The following is a 24,707-nucleotide window of genomic DNA, read 5'->3' on the forward strand; positions in this document are numbered from 1 at the left end:
GATAAATCAGGAGGCCCGCATGAACGCCGAAACGGAATACACCATTGATCCAGACCGGCTGAACGGCATCATTCGATTTATCCAGAATGCAGAACGACTGAAAAGCACATTACGTTCCGGCCATACCTCTCAAGGCCGACCGGAAAGCACCGCCGAACATAGCTGGCGGCTTTGCCTGCTGGTATCGCTGTTCGACCGGGAACTGGGCGATTGCGACCGGCTGAAACTCATCAAGATGTGCATCGTCCACGATCTGGGCGAAGCGATTTCGGGCGATGTGCCCGCCATCCATCAATCCGCCGATGACGGGCGAGCCGAGCGCGAAAGAGCCGACCTCATGACGCTGTGCGAACCGCTGCCGGACGATCTGCGTACGGAAATCATGGAGCTTTGGGCGGATTATAACGAAGGCCGCTCACCGGAGGCGATCTTCGCCAAGGGCTTCGACAAGCTTGAAACCATGATGCAGCACAATATCGGGCTCAATCCGCCCGATTTCGACTATGCTTTCAACCTGGGTTACGGCGTCAGGCAGACCGCCCGCCACCCGCTGTTGCGCCAGTTCCGCGAAATCGTGGACGGTGAAACCCGGCGGAATGCAGGAAAGGTTTAACTCAAGGTCGCGAAATGGCGCAGCGTGAAGGTGATCTGATAAACCAGCGCAACGGCAGCAAAAGCCGCATGATAGCGCCTGTCACCCCAGAACACGGCAATCAGGCTGAACAGGATGAAGCAGGCGACCTGTATGGGATATTCGATGCCGTAAACCCGGTAGTGATCGGCGCCCTTCAACAGCGTGTCGATGAAATCGGCCACGTAGACCAATGCCAGAATGCCGAAAAACCACTTGCGCCGGGAGATGAAGTAATCGCGGTAACCGGTATATTCCTCCATGCTGTCGGGAAAGAGCAGCGTGCAGAGCAGGAAATGGAGACCAGCGTAGAAGATCACGAAGAGATACTTCTCGAAGGTCCACAGTTGAATGGTGCGCAGGCCGAATTCGAACCACCAGAAATGGATGACCGAAAGCAGGATGAATCCCACCCAGGCCAGATGGACCGGATAAATTTTCTGCTTGCCGGGATGCTGGATGAACCGTGCCAGTCCCGTCAAAAGGCGGGAAACGCACAAGCCGAGGATCATGCCTATGATGATGCGGACATGGCCGAAAGCTTCGGCTGGCGGCACGCCCGTTGTCAAAGCCGGATCCATTCTTCCCCTCCGAAACTCCACTCAATTCAGGCTCATAGTGCGCGATATAGCCTGATCGATCAATGATTTAACCTTAGAAACACGTGGATAGGCCGCATATGCTTGCGCAGTCCGGCGAGGCGGCGCTATACCATGCTCCAAACGAACTCCAAGGGTGGAACTATCAATATGCATGACACGGTAATTCTGGTCGGTTGCGGCAATATGGGCTTCGCCATGCTCAAGGGCTGGCTCGATAGCGGTATCCTCAAGGCGAAGGACGTTTATGTCGTTGAGCCGACCGAAGCGCTTCGTGATCGCGCCGCTGGCGCTGGCGTCCATGCCTTTGCCGATGCAGACGCCCTGCCCGGTGATCTGAAGCCGCGCATGGTTCTCGTAGCCGTCAAGCCGCAGGTCATGGCAAAGGTTCTGCCCGCCTATAAGCGGTTTGCATCGGCTGCCACTTTCGTCAGCGTCGCAGCGGGTATTCCGGTCGCGCTTTTTGAAAGCGAGCTGGGACAGGACGCTGCCGTGCTTCGCTGCATGCCCAACACGCCAGCGGCCATCGGCAAGGGCATGCTCGTTACCTACAAGAACGCCAATGTGAGCGATGAGGACGAAGCTTTCATCGCGCGTCTGCTTGAGACCTCCGGAAAGGTTGCGCGTGTGGACGAGGAAGCGCTGATGGATGCCGTCACCGCCGTTTCGGGTTCCGGCCCGGCTTATGTGTTCCACTTCATCGAGGCGCTGACCGACGCTGGCGTGACCGCCGGTCTACCGCGTGAAACGGCAGCGTTGCTTGCCATGCAGACCGTGATGGGCGCAGGCGCCCTCGCCGATGCCAGCACGGACACGCCGTCAAAACTGCGCGAACAGGTGACGAGCCCGAACGGCACCACCGCTGCCGCACTTGAAGTGCTGATGGGCGGCGACCGTCTCAAGACGCTTGTGGCCGAAGCCGTGGAAGCGGCCCGCAAGCGTTCGGTGGAACTGGGCAAGGCTTAGACAAATAGTCTCGGCACCGCGTCGATCAGCGCCTTTGTGACAGGCGCTTGCGGTGCCGTTATCAATTCCTGCGTCGGGCGGCACTCAACGATCTGCCCGCGCTCCATTACGGCGATACGATCCGCCATCCGGGCAGCGACCGCGAGATCATGCGTGATGAAAAGATAGGCCGTCCGCTCGGCTTTCTGTATTTCCCGCAACAAAGCGAGAATGGCGCCGCGAACGGTGACATCGAGCGCCGAAACCGCTTCGTCCAGCACGACCAGCGACGGAGCAGTTGCAAGCGCCCGCGCTATCGCCACACGCTGGCGCTGCCCGCCGGAAATCTCATGGACGCCGCGCTGCGCCAGCGCCGGATCAAGCCCAACCCTTTGCAGAAGCCTGGCAATGTCGCGCTTCAGCCCGTGAATGCGCAGCGGCTCGCGCAGGAGATCATAAACGCTCGCACGCGGGTTGAAGGCTGAAAGCGGGTCCTGAAACACCATCTGCATGCGCGCGCGCTGCATGCGCAGTTCAGCTCCCTTGAGCGCCAGCCAGTCGCGGCCCTCAAAGCCGATTGCGCCACTTTCGAGCGGGTGAAGGCGCAGAAGTGCGCGCGCCAACGTGGACTTGCCGCTGCCCGATGGACCGACCAGCGCCAGCGTTTCGCCCGGCTCGATTTTGAGGCTGATGCCGTCAAGCGCAATGGTGTCGCCATAGCGAACCACAAGCTGATCTGCCTGCAGAAGCGGTTCAGCCATGCGCCGCCTCCAGCACCGGCACGGCGGCAATCAGCGCCCGGGTGTAATCCGTCTGCGGGTTGGAGACGATATTTCGTGCCGGGCCGAACTCCACCAGCTTTCCCTGCCGGAAAACGGCGATGCGGTCGGCCAGTCCCGAGGCCAGCGCGATGTCATGGGTGATGAATATCAGTGTCATCCCGTCTGTGCGCACCAGTTTGCGCAGGAGGGAGACGATCTCCTTCTGCACGATGGTGTCGAGCGCACTCGTCGGTTCGTCCGCGATCAGCAGGCGCGGGCTGGCGGCAATGGCCAGCGCAATCGCGATGCGCTGTTTCTGCCCGCCGGAAAACTGATGTGGATAGCGTGCGAAACTGGCGTCGGCTTGCGGAATATGGACACGCTCCAAAAGACCCGTCGCTCTTGCTTTCGCCGCCACCCTGTCGATTTGCGCATGGGTGCGAATGGTTTCCACAAGTTGTGCGCCGACGGTCATCAGCGGATCGAAACTCGATGCGGGGTCCTGAAATACGAAGCCGATGTCGCGGCCCGCTCGCGGCTTGCCATCCGCCCAATCCAGTTGACCGGAAATGTGCGCATTGCCCGGCAGGAGAGAGGCCAAGGCCAGCGCCAGCGTGCTTTTGCCCGAACCACTTTCGCCAATGATCGCCAGCGTTTCGCCCTGCCCGATATCGAGATCGATATTCTCCAGCGCGGGCTCACTGCCGTAGGATACGGAGAGCTTCTCAAGGCGGACAAGGGCGCTCACGACAGCACCTCGCGCCGGAATATGGCGTTCGTCAGCCCTTCGCCTGCCAGATAGACGCCGACAACAGTCATTGCCAGCGCCAGACCCGGCAGGATGGAAAGCCAAGGGGCGGAACGCAGGACCGTGCGCCCTTCGGCGATCATGCCGCCCCAGGTGACGCGGTTTGGATCGCCCAGCCCCAGAAAGGACAAGGCGGCTTCGATCAATATGGCGGAAGCGACGATGACCGGCGCCAGCGCCAGCACCGGCGGCAGGGCATTGGGCAATATCTGGCGGAAGGCGATTTCCATCGGATGCATGCCGATGACGCGGGCCGAGGCCACATAGTCGCTTTCGCGGATCGAAAGCACCTGCCCGCGCGTGAGACGCGCGGCCTGTGTCCAGCTTGAAAGGGCGATTGCAGCAATCAGCACCGGCAGCGACGGCCCGGCAATGCTGGTGAGCGCCAGCGCCAGCAGGAAGCCCGGAACTGTCTGGAAGGCTTCAGTGATCCGCATCAGCACTTCATCGATGATGCCGCCCGCAAAACCGGCCAGCGTTCCGACGATGCTGCCAAGCACAATTGAAGCAAGGGCCGCGGCCAGCCCGACGCCGAGCGATGTGCGCGCACCATAGAAAAGCTCGGCGATAACATCGCGTCCAAGCCGGTCTGTTCCGAAAAGAAACTGCGAACTTTCAAAGGGTTGCAGCAGCGGTGTTGCGACAATGCTTAAAGGATCGCCGGGAAAGACGAGAGGTGCGGCAAGTGCCGCCAGCACCAGCAGCGCCAGCAGGATCATGCCTGTTATGCCCTCACCCGTTCTGAAATAACGTTTAGGCTGGTTCATGCCCTGCCATCTCCTCTCGCGATGCGCGGATCGAGCCAGAGATAGACCAGGTCGATGAGGAAATTGACCACGATCACCATGATGGCGCTGACCAGAATGACGCCGAGCAGAAGCGGCGTGTCACGGCTCGCAACGGCCTCCTGCGCCAGCCGCCCCAACCCCGGCACGGCGAAAACGCTTTCGATCACCACGCTGCCGCCGAGCATCGATGCGGCCTGCAAGCCCAGCACGGTCACGAGCGGCAGCAAGGCGTTGCGCACCACGTGGCGCAGGACAATGCGCGAATGCGAAATACCCCTTGCCCGCAAGGCCCGCACGAAATCCATGCGCCATATATCGGCCATGGCGGCCCGCATGACCCGCAGGTAAAGCGCCAGATAGATCACCGCCAGCGAGACAACCGGCAGCACCAGATGGACGGCAATGTCGCCTGCCCGCGCCAGTCCTTGCTTGCCGGAAGCGATTGTTTCAATGCCGCTCGACGGCAACCAGCGCAGCCTGATCGAAAACAGGATGACCAGCACGAGCGCCAGCCAGAAACCGGGGATCGCATAGAGAACGAGCGATGCGACTGACAGCAGCCGGTCGCGAAAGCTTCCGGGCCTCGCCCCGGCCACAATACCGAGGAGCGAACCGACCGCAAAGGAGAGAGCGGTCGCCGCCCCCATCAGAAGCAGCGTGTTGGGCAGGCGTTCCAGTATAACGTCAAGAATGGGTCGGTTGAAACTGACGGACCAGCCGAGATTACCCTGCGCAAGCGCTGCCAGATAGGCTCCAAGCCGGTGCCAGATGGACTGATCCAGCCCCCAGCGCGCCCGCATTTCTGCAATTGTTGCCGCATCCCCGCCGAATGTCACGGCATAGGCATCGACGGCATCGCCGGGCGCGCTTTCCAGCATGAAAAAGCAGCCGACAATGACAATCAGCAGCACGATGATGCTGCCGGCCAGTCGCTTGCGGAAAAGGGCCAGAATCTGTTTCACAATGGCAGGATACAATCAATCCAGGTGGTTCGTCACTGTTCCAGCCAGGTATCCGCCCAGCTGGAAACAGCCCAGCGCGGATTGTTGGAAACATTCTTCACGCGGTCGCTGGCAACCGTGATGAAACCCCATTCCGCGACATTGATGAGCGGCAAATCCGCCTGCACCATCTGCTGGAACTGGTGGTAAAGGGCGGTGCGCTTTTTCTCGTCGATCTCACGCGCGGCCTTGGCGATCAGCGCATCCAGTTCCGCATTGGCATAGCCGCCCTGATTGGAGAACGGCACGCCTGCCGGAATGCCGCTTTCGACCAGAATTGTGGTCGATATGGCCGGATCGCCGCGATAGACCGTGGGCGCAATGGCTAGATCGAAATCATGATCGGTATAAACCGCCTTCTGATGTGCGGCGGAATCATTGTTGACGATGTGCGCATCGATGCCGACAGCAGCAAGCGCCTGGCGCAGATAATCGCCGAACTGTTTCGTTTCGTTGAAATAGGGTGCGGGCAAAAGCCTCAGCGTGAAGCGCGTGCCATCCTTGCCCCGCCTGTAGCCCCCCTCGTCCAGAAGCGCGTTGGCCTTGGCGACATCGAACGGATAGGACGGCACGTCATCGGTATGAAACTGGCTGTCATAACGCGGCACAGGGCCGGTCGAAGGCTTGGCATAGCCGAGGAAAATCGTCTTCACGACGAAATCGCGGTCGATAGCGTGGGCGATCGCCTGCCTGACCTTCAGGTCGGCCAGTTCCTTGCGGCGATGGTTGATCTCCACCACCAGCTGATAGGTCAGCGCCTCATAACCCTTGGAAATGACGGTGAGGCCCGGAACCTTCGAGATACGGTCCAGATCGGCAAGCGGCACGGCGGAAAAGGCGGCCAGGTCGATTTCCTCGGCCTCCAGCGCACCCGCCGCTGCCGCCCTGTCCGGCAGCACGCGATAGATGATCTCGTCCAGATAAGGCTCGCCTTCGCCCCAATAATCGTCATTGCGGGCCAGCCGGTAATATTCGCCGGTCTTGTGCTCGGCATATTTGAACGGGCCGGTGCCAATGAGCTTTTCATTGGCCGGACTGGCCATGATGTCACTGCCTGCAAAGACGTGCTTCGGCAGCACTGCGGTCAAGGCCGGCAAGGCATTGCGGATAAGCTGGAAGGGCGTCGGCTCGGAGAAATGGAAGATAGCCGTCAGATCATCCGGCGTTTCGACCTTTTCCAGCGCCTTGAAGACGACACGGCCAAGGTTTTGCAGCGGTTTCCAGACTTCCATCGCCGAAAAGGCCACATCCGCCGATGTGAAGGGCTTGCCGTCATGCCATTTGACACCATCCCGCAGGCGGAATGTCGCCGTCAGCCCGTCGGCGGAACCTTCCCAGCCAGTGGCAAGACGCGGCGCGAGACCGTTCTCGCCCTCGAAGGAGGCTTCCGCCAGAGGCTCGACCACCTTGCTTGCGACGAAGAAGACGCCATTGGATGCCACGATGGCCGGATTGAGATTGCGCGGCTCTGAATCTGCGGCCACGACCAGCCGCCCGCCTTTCTGCGCCTGACCTGCCGCAGCCGACCGTTGCGGCCAGACGGCGACGCCAGCCAAGGCGGTTGAGCCCGCCAGAAAAGCCCTACGCGACAGAACCAGTTGCGCCATATCCCGTGCCCCGCAATCTTGCCTCAGTTGTTCGCATTTCTACATCAGTCATCCATAAATGACAGGATCAAAATCTGTTACGGTGACAATAAATGCCGAAAAAGACTTCGTTTTCCGGCATTTGTAACCGTAAAGTAAAACTAATATTTCAAAGATTGGCCAGCTTATTATTGCAGTAATTCAACCTATGCGTTTGAATTATTTTTCCGCCAAAAGCTGAATTAAAGAAAATCGCCTCTTGTCAAACAGGGCTTTCTCCGTAGATCATGGTTAATTATGTGTTGTCGTATTTCGTGAGCTTCAGTTTCTGATCGGCACACATAGACCGGTGAAGAGCATTTCATGGCTCTTGTTTGAAATGCATTTGTGCGCTGCCAGTTCATCCATCCAGCGGCAAATGCCTCCTGAAAAACTGAACCACATTGGAAGAGAGGAAACAGAAATGTCCAGTTTGCTGCCCCCGCTTCATGACGGTCACGCACCGATCTATCTGCATCATGCATTTCAGGATGCAGTCGATGCCTATGAGGATTGGGCCTTGGAAACGGCCGAGCCGTCCGTTCAGATCAACGGCAAGGTGACACGGATCAGCGTCGTCTTCCGCCGCCTGTGGAACTGCACCGACATGGTGCCGCGCCATACGCTGGAAGCGCTGAAAGCTATCGTCCCGACCGGCATCATTCATGCTGAACACTGGAAGGAAACGCCCACATTCGCAGAAGCTGCCCGCATCATGCGTGTCGCTCTGGAAAGGCGCAAGGCACGACTGCTCCCGGTCGTGTGCTGATTTTCCCGAACAAATAGAAACGGGCGGATTTTCCGCCCGTTTTGCATGCCGAGGCTCAGGAAAGCCGTTTTAGACAGCAGGATCGAGCTTGCGGAAGCGCACGCGGGCGCTGCGCTCGATGGCGGCGACGGTCAATTCATCCAGCGTCCAGCGGTCACGCAGCATCTGGAGGAATTCAAGCTCTTCCTGCTCCACATGCAGATCGGCGGCCGCCACTTCGACGGCCAGCGCATAGGCCGTATCGTAGAGGCGTTCCGGCAAGGCGTCATGCGCGAGATCAAGGATTTTTTCCAGTCCGTCCTCATCCGCCAGAAGCGCATAGCAGTCGCTGGCCAGTTTCGGCAGGCGCTCCTTGTCGAAGCCCTGAAAGACCGGCAGGCGGGAAACGACATTGCCGATGGACGACAGTTCGGCATCGGTCATTGTCGTGTCCGCAGCAGACGTCGTGATCATGATGTAGACAAGCGCATCCTGCGGCGTGATCTTTTTCATCGGGCTACTCCTGTACAACATGATCGGAATCATCATTTCATTGGAATTGACGGGAAAATTAGGAAGCCTCACGCGGTTACGCAAGGAAATTCGGCACTGACCGTTGACGGCACCGGGGTTGCCGCGCCATAGAGCAGGGGTGCGCATTTCGCGCATCGTTTTCAAAGAATAAAGCCCTTCACAGGATATCAGGATAAAATCATGACTTCGCACCGCCTTCCCGAAATCACGCTGACCCCGGAACTGACCGCGGCGGCTGCGGAAGCGAAAGCATGGCCCTTTGAAGAGGCGAAGAAAATCCTCAAGCGCTATGAGAAGACCGGCCTGCCCGATACGGTGATCTTCGAAACCGGCTATGGCCCATCCGGCCTGCCGCATATCGGCACGTTTGGCGAAGTGGCGCGCACCTCGATGGTGCGCCATGCCTTCCGCATCCTGACCGGCGACAAGGTCAAGACGCGCCTGATCTGCTTCTCCGACGACCTCGACGGCATGCGCAAGATCCCCGACAATGTGCCGGACAGGGCAGCGCTCGAGCCCTATCTGCAAATGCCGCTTTCGGCCGTTCCGAACCCGTTCGGCGGCGACTACAAGAGTTTTGCGGATCACAACAACGCCATGCTGTGCCGCTTCCTCGACACATTCGGCTTCGATTACGAGTTCGCCAGCGCGACCGAATATTACAAATCCGGCAAGTTCGACGCCGTGCTTCTCAAGGCCGTCGAGCGCTATGACGACATCATGAAGGTGATGCTGCCGACGCTCGGCGAAGAACGGCAGGCCACCTACAGCCCGTTCCTGCCGATCTCGCCCAAGTCCGGCCGCGTGCTCTACGTGCCGATGAAGAGCGTGGATGCCAAGGCTGGGCACCATCACCTTCGACGATGAGGACGGCGTTGAGACCACCCTGCCCGTCACCGGCGGCAATGTGAAGCTGCAATGGAAGCCGGATTTCGGCATGCGCTGGGCGGCGCTCGGCGTCGATTTCGAAATGTTCGGCAAGGACCACCAGACCAATGCTGGCGTTTATGACCGCATTTGCGAAATCCTCGGTGGCCGCGCACCCGAACATTTCGTCTACGAACTGTTCCTCGACCAGCTTGGCCAGAAGATTTCCAAGTCGAAGGGCAACGGCATTTCCATCGACGAATGGCTGGCCTATGCGCCGACCGAAAGCCTTGCGCTTTACAATTTCCAGAAGCCGAAGACCGCCAAGCGACTCTATTTCGATGTCATCCCGAAGGCGGTAGACGAGTATTTCAGCTATCTTTCGGCCTATGAGCGTCAGGAATGGAAGGACCGGCTGAACAATCCGGTCTGGCACATTCATTACGGCAACCCGCCGAAGGTGAACCTGCCGGTCACCTTCGCGCTGATGCTCAATCTGGTCAGTGCATCGAATGCCGAAAATCCGGGCGTGCTGTGGGGCTTCATCTCGCGGCACGTGCCGGGCGTCACACCGGAAAACAATCCGGAACTCGATGCGCTCGTCGGCTATGCGATCCGTTACTTCAACGATTTCGTGAAGCCGACCAAGCAGTTCCGTGCGCCGGACGATGTGGAACGCGCAGCCCTTGAAGCGCTGGATGCGAAGCTCGCAACGCTGCCTGTCGGCACCGATGGCAACGACATCCAGAACGCCATTCTCGATGTCGCCCGCGCCATCGAGCGCTATCAGGATCATGCCAAGAAGAGCCCGGAAGGCGGTCCCGGCGTTTCGGTTTCCTTCTTCCAGATGCTCTATGAAGTGCTGATCGGTCAGGAACGCGGCCCGCGTTTCGGTTCCTTCGTCGCGCTTTACGGCATTGATGAAACCCGAGCGCTGATCAAAAAGGCGCTGGCTGGCGAACTAGCGTAGAGATCAATACATACTTAACCCAGATCAATAAATCGAACAAAAGGGCGGCTTCGAGCCCCCCTTTTGTTTATACCGACACCCTCATCCTGAGGTGCGGAGCGAAGCGTAGCATCATCCTGAGCCTGTCGAAGAATCGACGGACGAAGGTTCAGCTCAAGCCCGACCCTTCGGCCCGACCCTTCGACACGCTGCTTCGCACCGGCTCTAGATAGGGCCGGTTGCTGCCCAGAGCGGGATGATGGCTTGACTTGGAGCGTTTCCTGTTCTGCTTAAATCATTGGAAATGCTCTCAATTCGTCCCGCTCTATTGTGCGGGCGGCGCGGGTGGAAAGCCGTCCAGCGGCTGTGGCGATGGCGATGACGGCTGCGGTTCCGGTTCAGGGGCCAGAGGTGAAGGGGTATCCATCATATCGCTGCTGCCGGGTTCCGGATTGGGGAGCGACGTATCGGGCTTGTCGCCGAAAATCCCAAGGCGTGCTTCCACGGCCTTGCGGCCTGCTTCCTCATAGGCGCTGCCTGGGGCAGCCTTCGCCCAACCATTGGCGACGAGCCACGCGGCGGCATCTTCGTTGCCAAGCGTGCATTCGGTCGCGACCGCAGCGCCACTATCGTTTTGCGGCAGGCGGCACATGACGGCGCGGGAGCGCAGCCACTGCCGGAAGGCTGTGCGCGCCTGCATGCCGCACGGCCAGCTTTCGCCGGAAGCGGTCTGGCAGGTTTGTTCGACGGGCACGATTTCAATGCCCTGCAACTCGATCGTGCGGCCCTGGCTTTCCAGCCGTCCGGCCGCCACGGCCACGGGACGCTGCAAAAGCTGCATCTGCTCGCCTGCGTCAACGGGCGTAGCGGGTGCCGGTGGCTCCGGTGGCTTTGGCGTGGATGCAAGGCCGAGATCGCTCAGCGGCGGGCGCGGCGCTTCGCGTTCCATGCCGCCATCATCAGCCTGATCGTTTGGCTTGCCCGTTTCTGCTGCCGCAGACGCCTGCCCATCGGCGGAACCTGTCTGGCCCGGCTGCGACGGCGTTCCCTCCGGCGTATTGCCCGTTTCAGACGAGCTTCCCGGCTCGTTATAGTCGAACTGTTCGACAACGATGCCGTTGCCCGCACCGGTCTTCGTCTGTGCATCACCAGAATCGATGACGACGACGGGACGGTCCAGCGCGCCATAGAACGGCGCCACGAAGGCCGCGACCAGTATAGCGCCCGTTATACCCGCTAGCCCGCCGAAAACGGCGCGCGCGTGGCTTCTGTTCTGCGATTGCGCCATTACTGACTCGCCCACAAAATGCGGGCGACCCATTCGATATCCCTGGACTCGAAGATGCGGTTCGGATGCTCTGGATTGAGCGAATGAAGCTCAATGGTTCGCGGCGTCTGGCGATGCAGAATCTTGGCCATCACTTCTCCGTCTTTCGTTCGCACCACCACGCGATCGCCACGGCGAATGGCGGTATTGGGTGCAACGATCAGCGTATCGCCATCACGGTAAAGGGGCAACATGGAGTCGCCCGAAACCTCCAGCGCATACACCCCTTCGCCCGTGCTGGCGGGAAATTCCACGATGTCCCAGCCTTGCCCTGCGGGAAAACCGGCATCGTCGAAGTAGCCGCCCGCGCCCGCTTCGGCCATGCCGAGCAGCGGGATCGACTGCATGTCCTGCGTATATTCACCAAATTGCGGCGTGCGGGTTTCCCCGCCGATGAGCCGTGTGAACTCATCGAAGGTCGAGCCGGTCGCTTCCATCACCTTGGCCAGCGATTCCGTCGAAGGCCAGCGCGCGCGCCCGTCCGACGCATAGCGCTTGGATTTGTTGAAGGTCGTCGGGTCCAGCCCTGCCCGACGCGCCAGCCCGGACGCACTCAGGGAATGACGTTCGGCCAGAGCATCGATGGCCGCCCACACGCTCTCGTGAGAAAACATAGTCATGATCCGCCACATAGGTTCCGACATATCATCCAGACAGCCCCGTCAGGAGATATGTTTCAAAGGATTTTAAACCTAATCTTCCGTCCCATCTTCAGCTGCAACCTACCGAAAAAGCACGAATTGCGCAAGATGGCTGAATTAACAGGGAAAATTTTCTTATTGGCGGTGAGCGCAATCCAGCAGCGGCGGAAGCGCAAACAAAAGCGCGGCATGAAACATGCCGCGCCCGATGATCCTGCGAAGGGACGAGCTTACGCTGCCTTCTTCGTTTCCGTCTTGTACGGATTGAAACGCTTGTAGAAGCTTTCGCCGTTTTCAGCCATGTCGATGAGAAGCTTCGGCGCCTTGAACTGCTGGCCGTATTTCTTCTGCAATTCCTTGGCGAGCTTGACGAACTTCTTCGCACCCATGCCGTCGATATAGGACAGCGTGCCGCCGGTATAAGGCGCGAAACCGAAGGCCAGAATGGAGCCGACATCGGCTTCACGCGGGTCGGTGACGATGCCTTCTTCCATCACGCGGGCAGCTTCCAGGGCGATGGTGACGAGGAAGCGTTCCTTCAGTTCCTTCACATCGACCTTGTCAGGGTCCTGCTGCGGGTAGAGGTCCTTCAGGCCCGGCCACAGATGCTTCTTGGCGGGCTTGGCCGGATAATCATAGAAGCCCTTGCCATTTTTGCGGCCCTTGCGGTCGAACTCGTTGACGAGACGATCCACCAGTTCCACATGACGCGGATCGACAGCCTTTTCGCCCAGATCGGCAAGCGTTGCCTTGAGGATTTTCTGCGACAGGTCGATAGCGGTTTCGTCGTTGAGCGCCAGTGGACCGACCGGCATGCCGGCCATGCGGGCGGCATTTTCGATCATGGCAGCGGGCACACCTTCAACGAGCATGTTGTAGGCTTCCGACATATAGCGCAGCACGCAGCGATTGACGTAGAAGCCGCGCGTGTCGTTGACGACGATCGGCGTTTTCTTGATCGCACGAACGTAATCGAGTGCGACGGCCAGCGCCTTGTCCGACGTCTTCTTACCCATGATCACTTCGACCAGCATCATCTTGTCGACAGGCGAGAAGAAATGAATGCCGATGAAGTTCTTCGGGCGTCTGGAAACTTTCGCCAGACCGGTGATCGGCAGGGTCGAGGTGTTGGACGCGAAAATCGCCGACGATTTCAGAACTTCCTCTGCCTTTTCGGTCGCGACACGCTTGACTTCGCGATCCTCGAACACGGCTTCGATCACCAGATCGGCACCGTCGAGAAGAGCATAATCCGGCGTCGCGGTGATGAGCGACAGGAGCTTTTCCTTGTCGGCCTCAGTGGCGCGGCCTTTCTGGATTTCCTTGGTCACCAGATCGGCGGTGTGCGCCTTGCCCTTGTCGGCGGATTCCTGATCGCGGTCGATCAGTACCACCGGAATGCCCGCCTTGGCGGTGACATAGGCAATGCCTGCCCCCATGAAGCCAGCGCCGATAACGCCGATCTTCTTGAGCTTGGTCGGCTTCTCATCCGCCGGGCGGCGCGCGCCCTTGTTCAGTTCCTGCAGCGACACGAAGAGCGAGCGGATCATCATGCCTGCTTCTGTCGTCTGGAGGATTTCGGTGAAGTAGCGCTGCTCGATCTTCAGGCCGGTGTCAAACGGCACCAGCAGGCCTTCATAGACCGATTTCAGGATGGCAAGCGCTGCCGGATAATTGCCGGAAGTTTCGCGGCGCAGGATTGCCGTTGCGGCCGGCCAAAGGTTCGCCCCGGCAGCCGAATAGATCGCGCCGCCCGGAAGCTTGAAGCCCTTTTCATCCCATGGCTGAACCGGCTTCAGACCGCCCTTGATGAGCTTCTTGGCGGTTTCAACCAGCTTCTTGGCCGGAGCAATCTCGGTGACGAGGCCCATGGCCTTGGCGCGCTGCGCCGTTAGGCTGGAGCCGGTCGTCATCATCTGAAGCGCGTCCTGCTGGTTGGCAAGCCGCGGAACGCGCTGCGTACCGCCAGCGCCGGGGAAAAGGCCGACCTTGACTTCCGGCAGAGCCATCTTCACGCCCGGCGCATCGGATGCCACGCGGGCATGGCAGGCGAGCGACATTTCGAACGCACCACCCATGCAGGTGCCATTGATGGCCGAAACCCAGGGCTTGCCGCAGGTTTCAAGCTTGCGGAAAAGGCCGCTCATCTTGCCGACATTGTCGAACAGCGCCTGCACGGCGGCCTGATGGTCCTTGGCCTTCTGCTTCTGGAATTCCTTGAACATGCCTTCCAGCATGGTCAGGTCCGCGCCGCCGGAGAAGCTCTCCTTGCCGGATGTTATAACAACACCCTTGACCTTTTCGTCGGCGGTCGTTGCGTCGATGATGGCGTTCAGTTCCTGCATCGCCTCGACGGTGAAGACGTTCATCGACTTTTCAGGCATGTCCCAGGTGACGAGAGCAATGCCGTCGGCGTCGGTTTCAACTTTGAAATTCGTGTAAGCCATTCGTAAAACCTCCCTCGCCCTATACGCGCTCGATGATCGTCGCCGTGCCCATGCCGGCACCAATGCACAAGGTCACCAGCGCGGTATTGAGATTACGGCGTTCCAGTTCATCCAGCACCGTGCCGAGGATCATTGCGCCGGTCGCGCCCAGCGGATGGCCCATGGCAATGGCGCCGCCATTGACGTTGATCTTGTCGTGCGGAATGTCGAAGGCCTGCATGTAGCGCAGAACCACGGCGGCGAAGGCTTCGTTCAGTTCGAACAGATCAATGTCCGAGAGCTTCATCTTTGCCTGCTTGAGAAGCTTTTCCGTCACATCGACCGGGCCGGTGAGCATAAGCGCCGGTTCGGAACCGATATTGGAGAAAGCGCGGATACGGGCGCGCGGCTTCATGTCGAATGCCTTGCCAGCCTTCCTGGAACCGACGAGGACGCCAGCCGCGCCATCGACGATACCGGACGAGTTACCGGCATGGTGGACGTGGTTGACCGTCTCGATTTCCGGATGGGCCTGAATGCCGACGGCGTTGAAGCCGCCCATTTCACCTGGCATCACGAAGGATGGGTTGAGCTGGCCCAGCGCCTGCATGTCGGTTGACGGGCGCATATGCTCATCATGATCGAGAATGGTCAGGCCGTTCTGGTCCTTGATCGGGATGACCGAGTTCTTGAAATAGCCCTTTTCCCACGACTTGGCGGCGCGCTTCTGGCTTTCGACGGCATAGGCGTCGACGTCATCGCGGCTGAAGCCGTATTTCGTGGCGATCAGATCGGCGGAAACGCCCTGCGGCATGAAATAGCCGGGGAAGCCGACCGACGGGTCCATGTACCAGGCACCGCCCGACATGCCCATGCCGACGCGCGACATGCTTTCGACGCCGCCGGCGATCACCAGATCGTCGGAACCGAACGCGACTTTGGCTGCCGCCAGATTGATCGCATCGAGACCCGAAGCACAGAAGCGCGAAATCTGGATGCCCGGCGCCTTGAAGTCATAACCGGCTTCAAAGGCGGCGGAACGCGGAATAACTGCACCAGCTTCGCCGACAGGATCGACGCAGCCGAAAATGATGTCATCGACCTTTGCCGTGTCGATGCCGTTGCGGTCGCGCAGGGATTCAAGAACCTTCGCGCCCAGACGGACGGCTGGCACTTCGTGCAACGAACCGTCCTTCTTGCCACGCCCGCGCGGTGTGCGCACGTGATCGTAAATATAAGCCTCAGCCATTTTTGCTCCTTCCCGCCAAATTTTGGCCCGCCAGGCCCGAAAGCCCGGCGTAATCTCTGGTTCAGAATGTGTCCGCTTCGAGCGCCATCATCGAATCCGCACCCGACTGGATGCGTGCGAGATGGGCTGCACTTTCCGGCATGATCCGCTCGAAATAATAGCGTGCAGTGACAAGCTTGGCTTCGAGGAAAGCCTTGTTGCCTTCACCCCTGCCAAGCTTTTCTTCCGCGATCCTGGCCATCCGCGCCCACATGAAGCCGAGCGCCACCAGACCGAACAGATGCATATAGTCGTTGGAGGCGGCACCGGCATTGTCGGGCTTGGCCATCGCATTCTGCATCAGCCACATGGTGGCGGCCTGAAGATCGTTGAGGCCCTTCTTCAGGTGCTTGGTGAAGAAGGAAAGCTTCTCGTTCTCACGATTGGCTTCGCAGAATTCTCCCACTTCCTTGAAGAACGCCGTAACCGCGCGACCACCGTTCAGCGCCAGCTTGCGACCCACCAGATCAAGCGCCTGAATGCCGTTGGCGCCTTCGTAGATCATGGCGATGCGCGCATCGCGCACATACTGGCTCATGCCATGTTCTTCGATATAGCCGTGGCCGCCGAACACCTGCTGCGCCATGACGGCATGTTCAAAACCCTTGTCGGTCAGAACGCCTTTCAGCACGGGCGTCAGAAGCCCGACGAGATCATCGGCAGTCTGACGCTCGGCCTCGTCACCGGAGCGGTGCGCGATATCGGAGTTGAGCGCCGTCCACAGAATGAGCGCGCGGCCGGCTTCGTTGAAAGCGCGGATATTCATGAGGTTGCGGCGAATATCCGGATGAACGATGATCGGATCGGCCTTTTTATCGGGCGCTGCGGCACCCGAAAGCGCACGGCCCTGAATGCGCTCACGCGCATAGATCACAGCATTCTGGTAAGCGGTTTCGGCAATCGAAAGCCCCTGCAAGGCCACGCCCAGACGCGCTTCGTTCATCATGGTGAACATGGCGCGCAGGCCTTTGTGGGCTTCGCCGATGAGATAACCCTTTGCCTCGTCATAATTCATGACGCAGGTGGCATTGCCGTGAATGCCCATCTTTTCTTCGATGGAACCGCAGGAAACGCCGTTGCGCTCGCCCGGATTGCCGTTTTCGTCAAGAATGAACTTCGGCACGATGAACAGCGAAATGCCCTTCACGCCTTCCGGCGCGCCGTCGATGCGGGCCAGCACCAGATGGATGATGTTTTCCGACATGTCGTGTTCACCAGCCGAGATGAAAATCTTCTGGCCGGAAATCTTATAGGAACCGTCTTCCTGCGGGGTGGCGCTGGTGCGCAGCAGGCCCAGATCCGTACCGCAATGCGGCTCGGTCAGGTTCATCGTGCCGGTCCAGGTGCCTTCAACCATCTTGGGCAGATAGGTGTCCTTCTGCTCGTCGGTGCCATGGGTCAGGATCGCGGCAATCGCGCCCTGCGTCAGGCCCGGATACATGGTGAGCGCCATATTGGCAGAAGACATATATTCGCCGACAGCCGTATGCAGCAGATAGGGAAGCCCCTGTCCGCCATATTGCTCCGGCACGGCGAGGCCGAGCCAGCCGCCTTCACGATAGAGATCATAGGCTTCCTTGAAGCCCTTCGGCGTGGTGACCGAGCCATCCGACGAACGCTTGCAACCTTCGCGGTCGGCCGTGTGGTTGACCGGGAACAAGGTGCCTTCCGCAAGCTTCGCGCCTTCCGACAGGATCGCCTCGACGACATCGGGCGACGCGTCGGCAAAGCCCGGCAGATTGTTGTAACGCTGATAATTCAGAACGTCGTTGAGAACGAAATTCGTATCCTCAACTGGCGCGCGATAGCTCGGCATAGAAATCCTCCAATTCACCACCTGAGCCGTTCCGCGATGATTGGAACGAGCCCTTAACCGCGTTTCATGCCTGCATGCCACATTATAGCGAAATGTTGTGACAGCGCGCATGTTGCAGCAAAACCGGACGAATTTCTCCGAAAAACAGTCCTTTTTGCCGCCTTTTTGACCGAGCACCTCACGGAATCCGCGCTCACCCCGTCAATTTCGGACCGAAGCTAACCTACTTTGACGTTTCCGTAAACGTCAAAAATTACATAACTTCGTGCGGGATGGGGAAATGCGCACCCCAGGGGACCGGGAGCGCAAGGCAGCAATGTCAGACAGCCCAGCGGGGACGTGGTGCGGCCAATAAAAAACCGCCGGAACGCTTTCGATCCGGCGGTCTGTCTTGAACGATCTAGGCCCGAAACTTCGGGGTCGCAGGTCAGGCGGCAGAAGATGTCGCCGGTGCGGAAGCGACCGGGGTTCTCGACCGTGCGGGAGCAACCTTCTTCTTCGGCTTCGGCAGCAAACCTTCGCGCTGTGCCCTCTTCTTGGCATCCTTGCGCGCCCGGCGAATAGCCTCGCCCTTCTCGCGCACACGCCTTTCCGAAGGCTTTTCATAAGCCCTGCGTTCTTTCAGTTCACGGAGAATTCCCTCGCGCTGCATCTTCTTCTTGAGCACGCGCAGCGCCTGATCGACATTATTGTCTCTTACCAATACTTGCAATTCAGCTCCTTTCTCAGCCGCGCACAAACCGACAAAATCCAATCATTTCATCGTGTTGCCACGGCCACCTCAATTCATTCGCTTGTATGACTGCACAGACCGGCTACGGGGCTCGCCTGTCGCGCTCGAGGCGCGCGGCTTTCAATCGCTCCGTCTTGGCATCGACCGCGGCTTTTTCGTGCTGCAGGATAGCCTTTGCCGTTTTGTCGGTAATGGCGTTCTTGGCTTCCATCCGCGAAAGCGGTTTCTTGAACAGCGTGTCCTTGGTCAGTCCTGCCGATTTTTGTTCGAGCATTCTATTTACTCCCGGTCAAAAGCCGCTTCACACTTGGGATGCACTTGAAAATAAAAAAGGCCGGGAAAACCCGACCTTTCAATCGCCTCAACAATCAGTGCCAGTACATCCGTGGTCAAAGATCGGAGACAATCACTTTGCGCCCGAGTTAAAGCGCCTGAAGATTATCGGCGGCCTTCTTGCCGGAACGGCGATCCGCCACCAACTCGAAGCTCACCTTCTGACCTTCATTGAGCGTATGCATGCCTGCACGCTCAACTGCAGAAATGTGAACGAACTCATCCGGCGAACCATCCTCAGGCTGAATAAACCCAAAGCCCTTGCCGCCATTAAAGAATTTTACTGTTCCGTTTGCCATAGAGAATTCCTTTCAATTCGCATGGTTGGAAGATAACGAAATAATTTTCGTCGCGTTTTACGAAATTGAAAGAAAAGTCATGACGCCTGGTGCGCCTTGTCGTTCGATGACAAAATCGATTTTTAATAGATATACCCTTATTACCCCCACTACAAGGGCACAGAGCCAAATTTATTTTTTCACCATCAATTCGACTTCGTTATAATTCTTTCAAGAAGAGCGGAAAAGCGCCCGAATTAACATAAAAATTACCAAAAAATATTGGATTTTTCTGGCAAGATACGGGCCGTCAATTCGCATGCGACCATGAAGAAAGGCGGCAGAATTGCCGCCTTTTTCCATCTCTTTCCAACTGGCCTTACTTGACCCATACGACGCGGCGCGTCTGCGTATCGATCAGGGCCGGGCGATCTTCCACATAGACATAGGAATATGCCGGCTGGTCGGGTACGGCGACGAGAGGCACATCCTGTGGAATTATCGTTCCTTCAGCGATGCCTCCTTCGATGACGACCGGATCGACGGGGTTGGTTTCGATATAGGTCACGATTTCAGTCGGCACCGGGGGCCCGGCATTCGGCCCCTCGGCATAATAGACGACCCGGCGGTTCTGCATGGACACGATTACCGGCTCGCCATTGACATAGATATAGCCGAAATCCGGATTGTCCGGGATTGGGTGAACGGCGATTGCGTCGGGCAGGACATAACCATCGCTTATTTCGCCTTCGATAACGACGGGATCCGATGGATTTGCAATGACATAATCGCGTGCCGCTTGCGGCACTTCGACAAGTACTCGATCTTGCGTCAGCGCAATACCCGAGCCGGCAAGAAACACCGCTGCGGTCAGAACAAGAGCCTTTTTCATTTTCAGCCTCACTTTCGCATCAGAGCGGATTTGACCTGATCTGAATCCGGCCAGCGCTCTGTCGGTTCGTTTGACACGCACCCGAAAAACCACTTTGCGGATGCGTTATCGGTCGCAAGGCTGAAATAACCGGTGTGAAGCGCGCAGGTTCCCGCCGGGCGGCACACTTCATGCGACAGGCTGAAACAAAGAGGCCTTGGAAGTCCCTCCCACGAGGCTGGGACGCTACACCCGGCCTTGATCAAATCGGCGGGCGTGCCATTCGCGCCAGAATGGCCCGAAGTTCCTCGACGGACCGGTCTATCTCGTTCTTCTTCTTCTCAAGTTCGTGGAGCTTTTCCTTGAAGCGCTGGCGCAGATTCTCGGTCTCGGCGGGATCGGTAATGCCGTTTTCCCACACGCTGATCAATTGCCCCATTTCGCCGAGCGTGAAGCCGATGCGGCGCCCGAACAGGACGAGCCGCAGTCTCGTATGGTCCTTGTTGTCGTAGAGCCGTGTCACGCCCGCACGGCGTGGACTAAGCAATCCCTTATCTTCATAAAAGCGCAAGGCCCGCAACGTCAGGTCGAATTCCTCGGCAAGATCGCCGATCCGATATAATTGACCGCCTGTCTGGTTCTCCCTCCGCGCATTACCACCTGCACCGGTCAGCAGATCCGCAATCGCTACATCTGCCGCCTGTTCCGGCGCGTTCGACCGTTTACTCATGTTCTACCCTGTTTCCGCCCCCGGAAACCCCGGTCACCGCGCGCATGCGCGATGGAACCAATATTGATGACAGCTCACATTGACACTGCTGTCAGTGCCGCAGCTCGTTTTACATTCGCCGCCGCAATTCACTCGCCTGCCATGCTTGATTGATCCGCTTTCATGCCGCCTGGTGCTCGACATGCCGTGTCCGGTCCGCTCAACCGTGAGATGCCGTGCCGCACCCACGAAAGCATTCACTTAGCTGCATATATTAACGAGTTGTTTACCACGTTTGTACAAATGTAGGCAGAGCAAATTCTTGCCAGTTGCGTTGGCGAAATTTGCCCCGGCGGTCTCTATCATTGGAAAAAGTGAATTTCTCATGGCAAACCCAGATCTGGCGTCAGGTTCACGATCCATCATCGACGAATTGAACGCCCGCCGTGAGCGCCGGGCGCCTTCGCCGGCGATGGAAGAACTCAATCGCACATTGGCAAGCCTGGAAAAGCGCCTGAAAGATCTGGAACAGGACGGTGCTCCCGATATGCGCAACATCCTGCGCTCGGAACGCCAGCCCGCCCGCTATCCGGACGAAACCCTAACGGGCCTCGCCGAAATCGCCGAAAACCTGCGCCGCATGCGCGAAAGCCATGAAGAGCCGCTGCCTTATGCATCCAATGTCGAGGTCAGCCGCGCCAGCCGCGAAATGACCCCGCCTTCAGCGCGCCGCAAGCGAAGAAGGGCTCTCGCAAAGGGTAAGCGAAGACTTCGAGCGCATCAGTGACAGCGTGCGCCATCTTGCAGACCGCAGCAGTGAGGCCAATGCGCAGGCGCTCCGCCGTCAGCTCGATGAGCTCAACCGCACCGTCCAGGGCCTTGCCCGCGAGGAAACCCTGCATCGCCTCAACAACCGCTGGGATCGCTTCGACGCCCGTTTCGAGGCATTCGAGCAGCGTCATAACGCTGTCGATCCCGCGCTGGACGCCATCGGCTCGCGGCTTGAGCAGGTGCGCGACGCAATCGGCACCTTGCCGCAATCGAACCGTTTGAGCGCGATCGAAGACCGCATCAGCCAGCTGGCAAACTCCATCGAGGAATCGCTGAGCCCGCAACACGCCGCGTCGCTCGAACAGAACCGTCTCCAGCAGATCGACGAGCGGCTGGACGAAATCAGCCGCGCCATCATCGCGACAAGCCGCGCACAGCGGCCCGATCAGGACGGCGCGCGCCGGCTGGAACGGATCGAAGGCCGTCTGGCGGAACTTGCGGACCAACTCGCCACTTCGGCGACGCAGCAGAATTCCGACGCGCTTTACCGCAAGCTGGGCGAACTTTCCTCACGCATCGACGGGCTTTCGAGCGGTTCGGCACTGCCGGATGGCGTGATCGACCAGCTTGCCCACCAGATCAACCTCCTCGCCAATCAAGTTGGCAAGGTGATGGAAAATCTCAGCCAGTCCGACTATCACGCCGTTGAAGCGCGTCTTGAAGCCATCGGCCAGAAGCTCGAAGCAGCCGAACGCCGGTCGGAGGAGCCGCATCCTCTGGTTCTGGACAAGATCGAACGCCGCTTTGCGGAACTGACCGAGCGCCTCGACGCGCAATATGCCACGCAGCATGTCGACACCAGTGCGCTCCATACGCTGGAAGGCCGGATCGACGATCTTTCGCAGCAGATTTCGCTGGGTCTCCTTCAGGCACCGGCCTATGACGGTCCGGGGCTGGACGTGAAGGCGATCCGGAGCCTTGAGGATCAGATTGCCAATATCGCCCACCACCTTGCACAACCGGTGGCCGAGATTGCCGAACTGAAACCGCGTCTCGATTCCATTGAGCGCTCCATCGCCTCCAATCGTGAAACCGTGCTCGATGCAGCGCGTGAGGCGGCAGAAAGCGCCGTTGCACGCGTTCTACAGCACGGATCGCACAATGACAGCGTGATTGCCCGGCAGTTGGCCGAGGACATGAAATCGCTGGAAGCGCTGGCGCGCAATTCCGACGAACGCAACGGCAAGACATTCGAGACCGTCCATGACACGCTGGTCAAGATCGTCGACCGCCTGGCCAGGCTGGAGCAGGACGTCGCGGGTCGATCGGACGGCGAAAGGCTGCCCTCCCCCAATTCCGGTTCGCAGCGCCCGTCGACAACGCGGTCACCAGCCGCAGCGGCTGCGGCAGCGGCATTTGCAACCGTCCAGAGCGAAGCCGGTCCCGCCGACACGCGAGCAGACGTCACGGCTGAAAAGTCCTCGCTCTTCGGCGGTTTCGCCAAAGCGATACGCGGTCGCCGCGCCGACAAATCCGCCGGTAAGAGCGACGAAGTGCTCGAAGCCACCGCCTTCGACGCGACATTCGACACCCCTGCCTTCGACAGCAAACTAGCTGCCGTGGAAGCGATCACCCGCAAGGAACCCGAGCTGGAACGGACCCCGTCCCCTCGCCCCGAGGGTGAAGGCATGCCGGACCTCAATTCGATCATGAAGCGGGTGCGTGAAGAACGCCGCCAGCGCGAAGATGCTGCCGATGCCGCACTTGCCGCCAACGGCAAGGTGGACTTCATAACCGCCGCCCGGCGCGCCGCCCAGCTTGCCGCCGCCGAGTCCGAGCAGCTTCAGAGGGGTGCGGCGAAGCGCACGAACAAGAAGAAATCGTCCGTTGGCGACATGATCCAGCGCCAGCGCAAGCCTATCCTGATGGCCATCGGCGCCGTGATGATCGCCATGGCCGGACTGCAGATCGGTTCTGCATTCCTCAACCGCGACGAGCCGCTGGAAACGGCAATCGATACCGCGCCAGCGCAGATCGACACCACTGCCGCGGACACGACGCCTGCGCCAGCGGACGAAATCGCCGCCAAGATCACCGCCGACACCACGCCCGCAGCACAGCCATCCGCTGAAGCTGCCCCTGTGGCGCCAGCTCCGATCACGGAACCGCGCGAGGAAAAAGCAGCGCAGACAGACGAGCAACAGGCCGCGATGGAAATCCCGGCACATGTCGAACAGCCTGCCGTGACGGCGACGGAAACGGCCGCCAATCCGGTGCAGCCGGTGGAAACCACGGCAGCGACCGAGCCCGCAGCCCAGTCTCAAGCTGCCATTCCGCCGGTGCCGGAAGAAGCCGGTCCGGCAGCGCTTCGTGAAGCCGCCGCCAAGGGCGACGCGCGCGCGCTCTTTGAAGTCGGCAACCGTTACATGGAAGGCCGCGGCGTTGCCGCCGACTTTGCCAAGGCGGCACAGTGGTACGAGATTTCGGCAGGTCAGGGCTTTGCCCCCGCGCAGTATCGTCTCGGCAACTTCAACGAAAAGGGCCTTGGCATGCCCCGCGATCTGGACAAGGCCAAGACCTGGTACCAGCTCTCGGCCCAGCAGGGCAATGCGAGCGCGATGCATAATCTCGCCGTGCTTTTCGCAACCGGCGCCAATGGCAACCCGGACAATGCTTCAGCCGTGCGCTGGTTCACCGATGCGGCTGAACTCGGCGTCAAGGACAGCCAGTTCAATCTCGGCATTCTTGCCGCCAAGGGCCTTGGCATGCCGGTCAATCTGGAAGAAAGCTACAAGTGGTTCTCGCTTGCCGCCAATGCCGGTGACAAGGACGCAGCCGACAAGCGCGACCAGATCGCCAAGGCGTTGAAGCCGGAGCAACTCGAACGCGCCAAGGATATGGTGAAGCTGTGGAAGGCGAAGCCGCTCGATCAGGCGACCAATTCCATCGACGTTCCGGATGCGTGGACCGAAGCAAAGCCTGTCACCACCGGCTCGGTGGACATGAAGAAGGCCGTCCGCAACATCCAGCTCATCCTTCAGAAAAACGGCTATGACATCGGCACAGCCGATGGTGTTATGGGCGGCAAGACCCGCGCCGCGATTGCGGCGTTCCAGAAGGCAAACGGACAGAAGCCCACCGGCGATGTCGACCAGAAACTGGTTCAGCTCCTGCTTGAAAAGAACAAGTAACTCATTGGAGCCATAAGGATATCTGCAAGGGCGGCCCAGGCCGCCCTTCCTGCGTTTCGTCCGTATT

The 24,707-nt window shown here is 59.2% G+C and carries 22 protein-coding genes and 1 pseudogene; 6 read left to right on the forward strand and 17 right to left on the reverse strand.

What is annotated here, in order from left to right; genetic code table 11:
* Window positions 1-19: 19 nt before the first annotated feature.
* Window positions 20-613 (forward strand): HD domain-containing protein, encoded by a 594-nt coding sequence (locus tag OINT_RS17890; RefSeq protein WP_006470581.1) that lies wholly within the window; start codon window positions 20-22, stop codon window positions 611-613.
* Here the strand turns inward: OINT_RS17890 and OINT_RS17895 are convergent.
* Window positions 610-1,212 (reverse strand): hypothetical protein, encoded by a 603-nt coding sequence (locus OINT_RS17895; RefSeq protein ID WP_006470580.1) that lies wholly within the window; start codon window positions 1,210-1,212, stop codon window positions 610-612. The two genes, OINT_RS17890 and OINT_RS17895, sit on opposite strands and share 4 nt — an antisense overlap.
* Window positions 1,213-1,380: 168 nt before the next feature.
* Here OINT_RS17895 and proC point away from each other — a divergent pair, with 168 nt between their 5' ends.
* Window positions 1,381-2,196 (forward strand): pyrroline-5-carboxylate reductase, encoded by an 816-nt coding sequence (gene proC / locus OINT_RS17900; protein ID WP_006470579.1) that lies wholly within the window; start codon window positions 1,381-1,383, stop codon window positions 2,194-2,196.
* Here the strand turns inward: proC and OINT_RS17905 are convergent.
* Genes OINT_RS17905 through OINT_RS17925 form a run of 5 tightly spaced genes read right to left on the reverse strand, consistent with a single transcriptional unit; the run spans window position 2,193 to window position 7,140 of the window.
* Window positions 2,193-2,936, reverse strand: a complete 744-nt coding sequence (locus tag OINT_RS17905) for an ABC transporter ATP-binding protein (protein ID WP_006470578.1) — start codon at window positions 2,934-2,936, stop codon at window positions 2,193-2,195. The two genes, proC and OINT_RS17905, sit on opposite strands and share 4 nt — an antisense overlap.
* A complete protein-coding gene (locus OINT_RS17910) occupies window positions 2,929-3,684 on the reverse strand; it encodes an ABC transporter ATP-binding protein (RefSeq protein ID WP_006469307.1) in 756 nt (251 codons plus the stop codon). Before OINT_RS17910 ends, OINT_RS17905 begins: the two co-directional genes overlap by 8 nt.
* The gene (locus tag OINT_RS17915) at window positions 3,681-4,511 is read right to left on the reverse strand and encodes an ABC transporter permease (protein WP_006469308.1); all 831 of its coding nucleotides are present in this window, start codon (window positions 4,509-4,511) and stop codon (window positions 3,681-3,683) included. Before OINT_RS17915 ends, OINT_RS17910 begins: the two co-directional genes overlap by 4 nt.
* The gene (locus OINT_RS17920) at window positions 4,508-5,509 is read right to left on the reverse strand and encodes an ABC transporter permease (RefSeq protein ID WP_006469309.1); all 1,002 of its coding nucleotides are present in this window, start codon (window positions 5,507-5,509) and stop codon (window positions 4,508-4,510) included. Before OINT_RS17920 ends, OINT_RS17915 begins: the two co-directional genes overlap by 4 nt.
* A gap of 17 nt (window positions 5,510-5,526) precedes the next feature.
* On the reverse strand, window positions 5,527-7,140 hold the full coding sequence (locus OINT_RS17925) for an ABC transporter substrate-binding protein (protein ID WP_006469310.1): 1,614 nt from the start codon (window positions 7,138-7,140) through the stop codon (window positions 5,527-5,529).
* 442 nt (window positions 7,141-7,582) lie between these two features.
* On the opposite strand from OINT_RS17925, the gene OINT_RS17930 reads away from it, so the two are divergent.
* On the forward strand, window positions 7,583-7,927 hold the full coding sequence (locus OINT_RS17930) for a BRA0787 family protein (protein ID WP_006470577.1): 345 nt from the start codon (window positions 7,583-7,585) through the stop codon (window positions 7,925-7,927).
* 69 nt (window positions 7,928-7,996) lie between these two features.
* Here OINT_RS17930 and OINT_RS17935 read toward each other — a convergent pair whose 3' ends face one another.
* Window positions 7,997-8,419 carry a tellurite resistance TerB family protein gene (locus OINT_RS17935; protein WP_006470576.1) on the reverse strand — a complete coding sequence of 141 codons (423 nt, stop codon included), beginning with the start codon at window positions 8,417-8,419 and terminating at the stop codon, window positions 7,997-7,999.
* Window positions 8,420-8,620: 201 nt separating this feature from the next.
* On the opposite strand from OINT_RS17935, the pseudogene OINT_RS17940 reads away from it, so the two are divergent.
* Window positions 8,621-10,277, forward strand: a pseudogene (locus tag OINT_RS17940) (lysine--tRNA ligase).
* Between the two features lie 304 nt (window positions 10,278-10,581).
* Here OINT_RS17940 and OINT_RS17945 read toward each other — a convergent pair.
* From OINT_RS17945 to OINT_RS17990, 10 genes are all read right to left on the reverse strand, one after another.
* On the reverse strand, window positions 10,582-11,544 hold the full coding sequence (locus OINT_RS17945) for a thermonuclease family protein (RefSeq protein WP_006470574.1): 963 nt from the start codon (window positions 11,542-11,544) through the stop codon (window positions 10,582-10,584).
* Window positions 11,544-12,197 carry a S24 family peptidase gene (locus tag OINT_RS17950; protein ID WP_006470573.1) on the reverse strand — a complete coding sequence of 218 codons (654 nt, stop codon included), beginning with the start codon at window positions 12,195-12,197 and terminating at the stop codon, window positions 11,544-11,546. Before OINT_RS17950 ends, OINT_RS17945 begins: the two co-directional genes overlap by 1 nt.
* Before the next feature lie 257 nt (window positions 12,198-12,454).
* Complete coding sequence (locus OINT_RS17955) at window positions 12,455-14,671, reverse strand: 3-hydroxyacyl-CoA dehydrogenase NAD-binding domain-containing protein (protein WP_006470572.1); 2,217 nt, start codon at window positions 14,669-14,671, stop codon at window positions 12,455-12,457.
* A gap of 19 nt (window positions 14,672-14,690) precedes the next feature.
* Window positions 14,691-15,899: an acetyl-CoA C-acetyltransferase gene (locus tag OINT_RS17960; protein ID WP_006469316.1), complete on the reverse strand. Its 1,209-nt coding sequence runs from the start codon at window positions 15,897-15,899 to the stop codon at window positions 14,691-14,693.
* 61 nt (window positions 15,900-15,960) lie between these two features.
* Complete coding sequence (locus OINT_RS17965) at window positions 15,961-17,754, reverse strand: acyl-CoA dehydrogenase C-terminal domain-containing protein (RefSeq protein ID WP_006470571.1); 1,794 nt, start codon at window positions 17,752-17,754, stop codon at window positions 15,961-15,963.
* A 427-nt stretch (window positions 17,755-18,181) separates the two neighbouring features.
* Complete coding sequence (gene rpsU, locus OINT_RS17970; protein WP_031347041.1) at window positions 18,182-18,466, reverse strand: 30S ribosomal protein S21; 285 nt, start codon at window positions 18,464-18,466, stop codon at window positions 18,182-18,184.
* Between the two features lie 103 nt (window positions 18,467-18,569).
* A complete protein-coding gene (locus tag OINT_RS17975; RefSeq protein WP_006469319.1) occupies window positions 18,570-18,761 on the reverse strand; it encodes a hypothetical protein in 192 nt (63 codons plus the stop codon).
* 148 nt (window positions 18,762-18,909) lie between these two features.
* A complete protein-coding gene (locus OINT_RS17980; RefSeq protein ID WP_006469321.1) occupies window positions 18,910-19,119 on the reverse strand; it encodes a cold-shock protein in 210 nt (69 codons plus the stop codon).
* Between the two features lie 358 nt (window positions 19,120-19,477).
* Window positions 19,478-19,990, reverse strand: a complete 513-nt coding sequence (locus OINT_RS17985) for a DUF1236 domain-containing protein (RefSeq protein WP_006470568.1) — start codon at window positions 19,988-19,990, stop codon at window positions 19,478-19,480.
* A gap of 241 nt (window positions 19,991-20,231) precedes the next feature.
* Entirely contained in the window at window positions 20,232-20,699 is a 468-nt protein-coding gene (locus tag OINT_RS17990) for a MerR family transcriptional regulator (RefSeq protein ID WP_006469324.1), read from the reverse strand.
* Between the two features lie 364 nt (window positions 20,700-21,063).
* On the opposite strand from OINT_RS17990, the gene OINT_RS24140 reads away from it, so the two are divergent.
* Both OINT_RS24140 and OINT_RS18000 read left to right on the forward strand, forming a co-directional pair.
* Window positions 21,064-21,465, forward strand: coding sequence for a hypothetical protein (locus OINT_RS24140; RefSeq protein WP_039853360.1), 402 nt, complete (start codon window positions 21,064-21,066; stop codon window positions 21,463-21,465).
* A gap of 223 nt (window positions 21,466-21,688) precedes the next feature.
* On the forward strand, window positions 21,689-24,640 hold the full coding sequence (locus OINT_RS18000) for a peptidoglycan-binding protein (RefSeq protein ID WP_412766474.1): 2,952 nt from the start codon (window positions 21,689-21,691) through the stop codon (window positions 24,638-24,640).
* Window positions 24,641-24,707 lie beyond the last annotated feature (67 nt).

The sequence above is a fragment of the Brucella intermedia LMG 3301 genome, from assembly GCF_000182645.1.
In the GTDB taxonomy this organism is placed as follows: domain Bacteria; phylum Pseudomonadota; class Alphaproteobacteria; order Rhizobiales; family Rhizobiaceae; genus Brucella; species Brucella intermedia.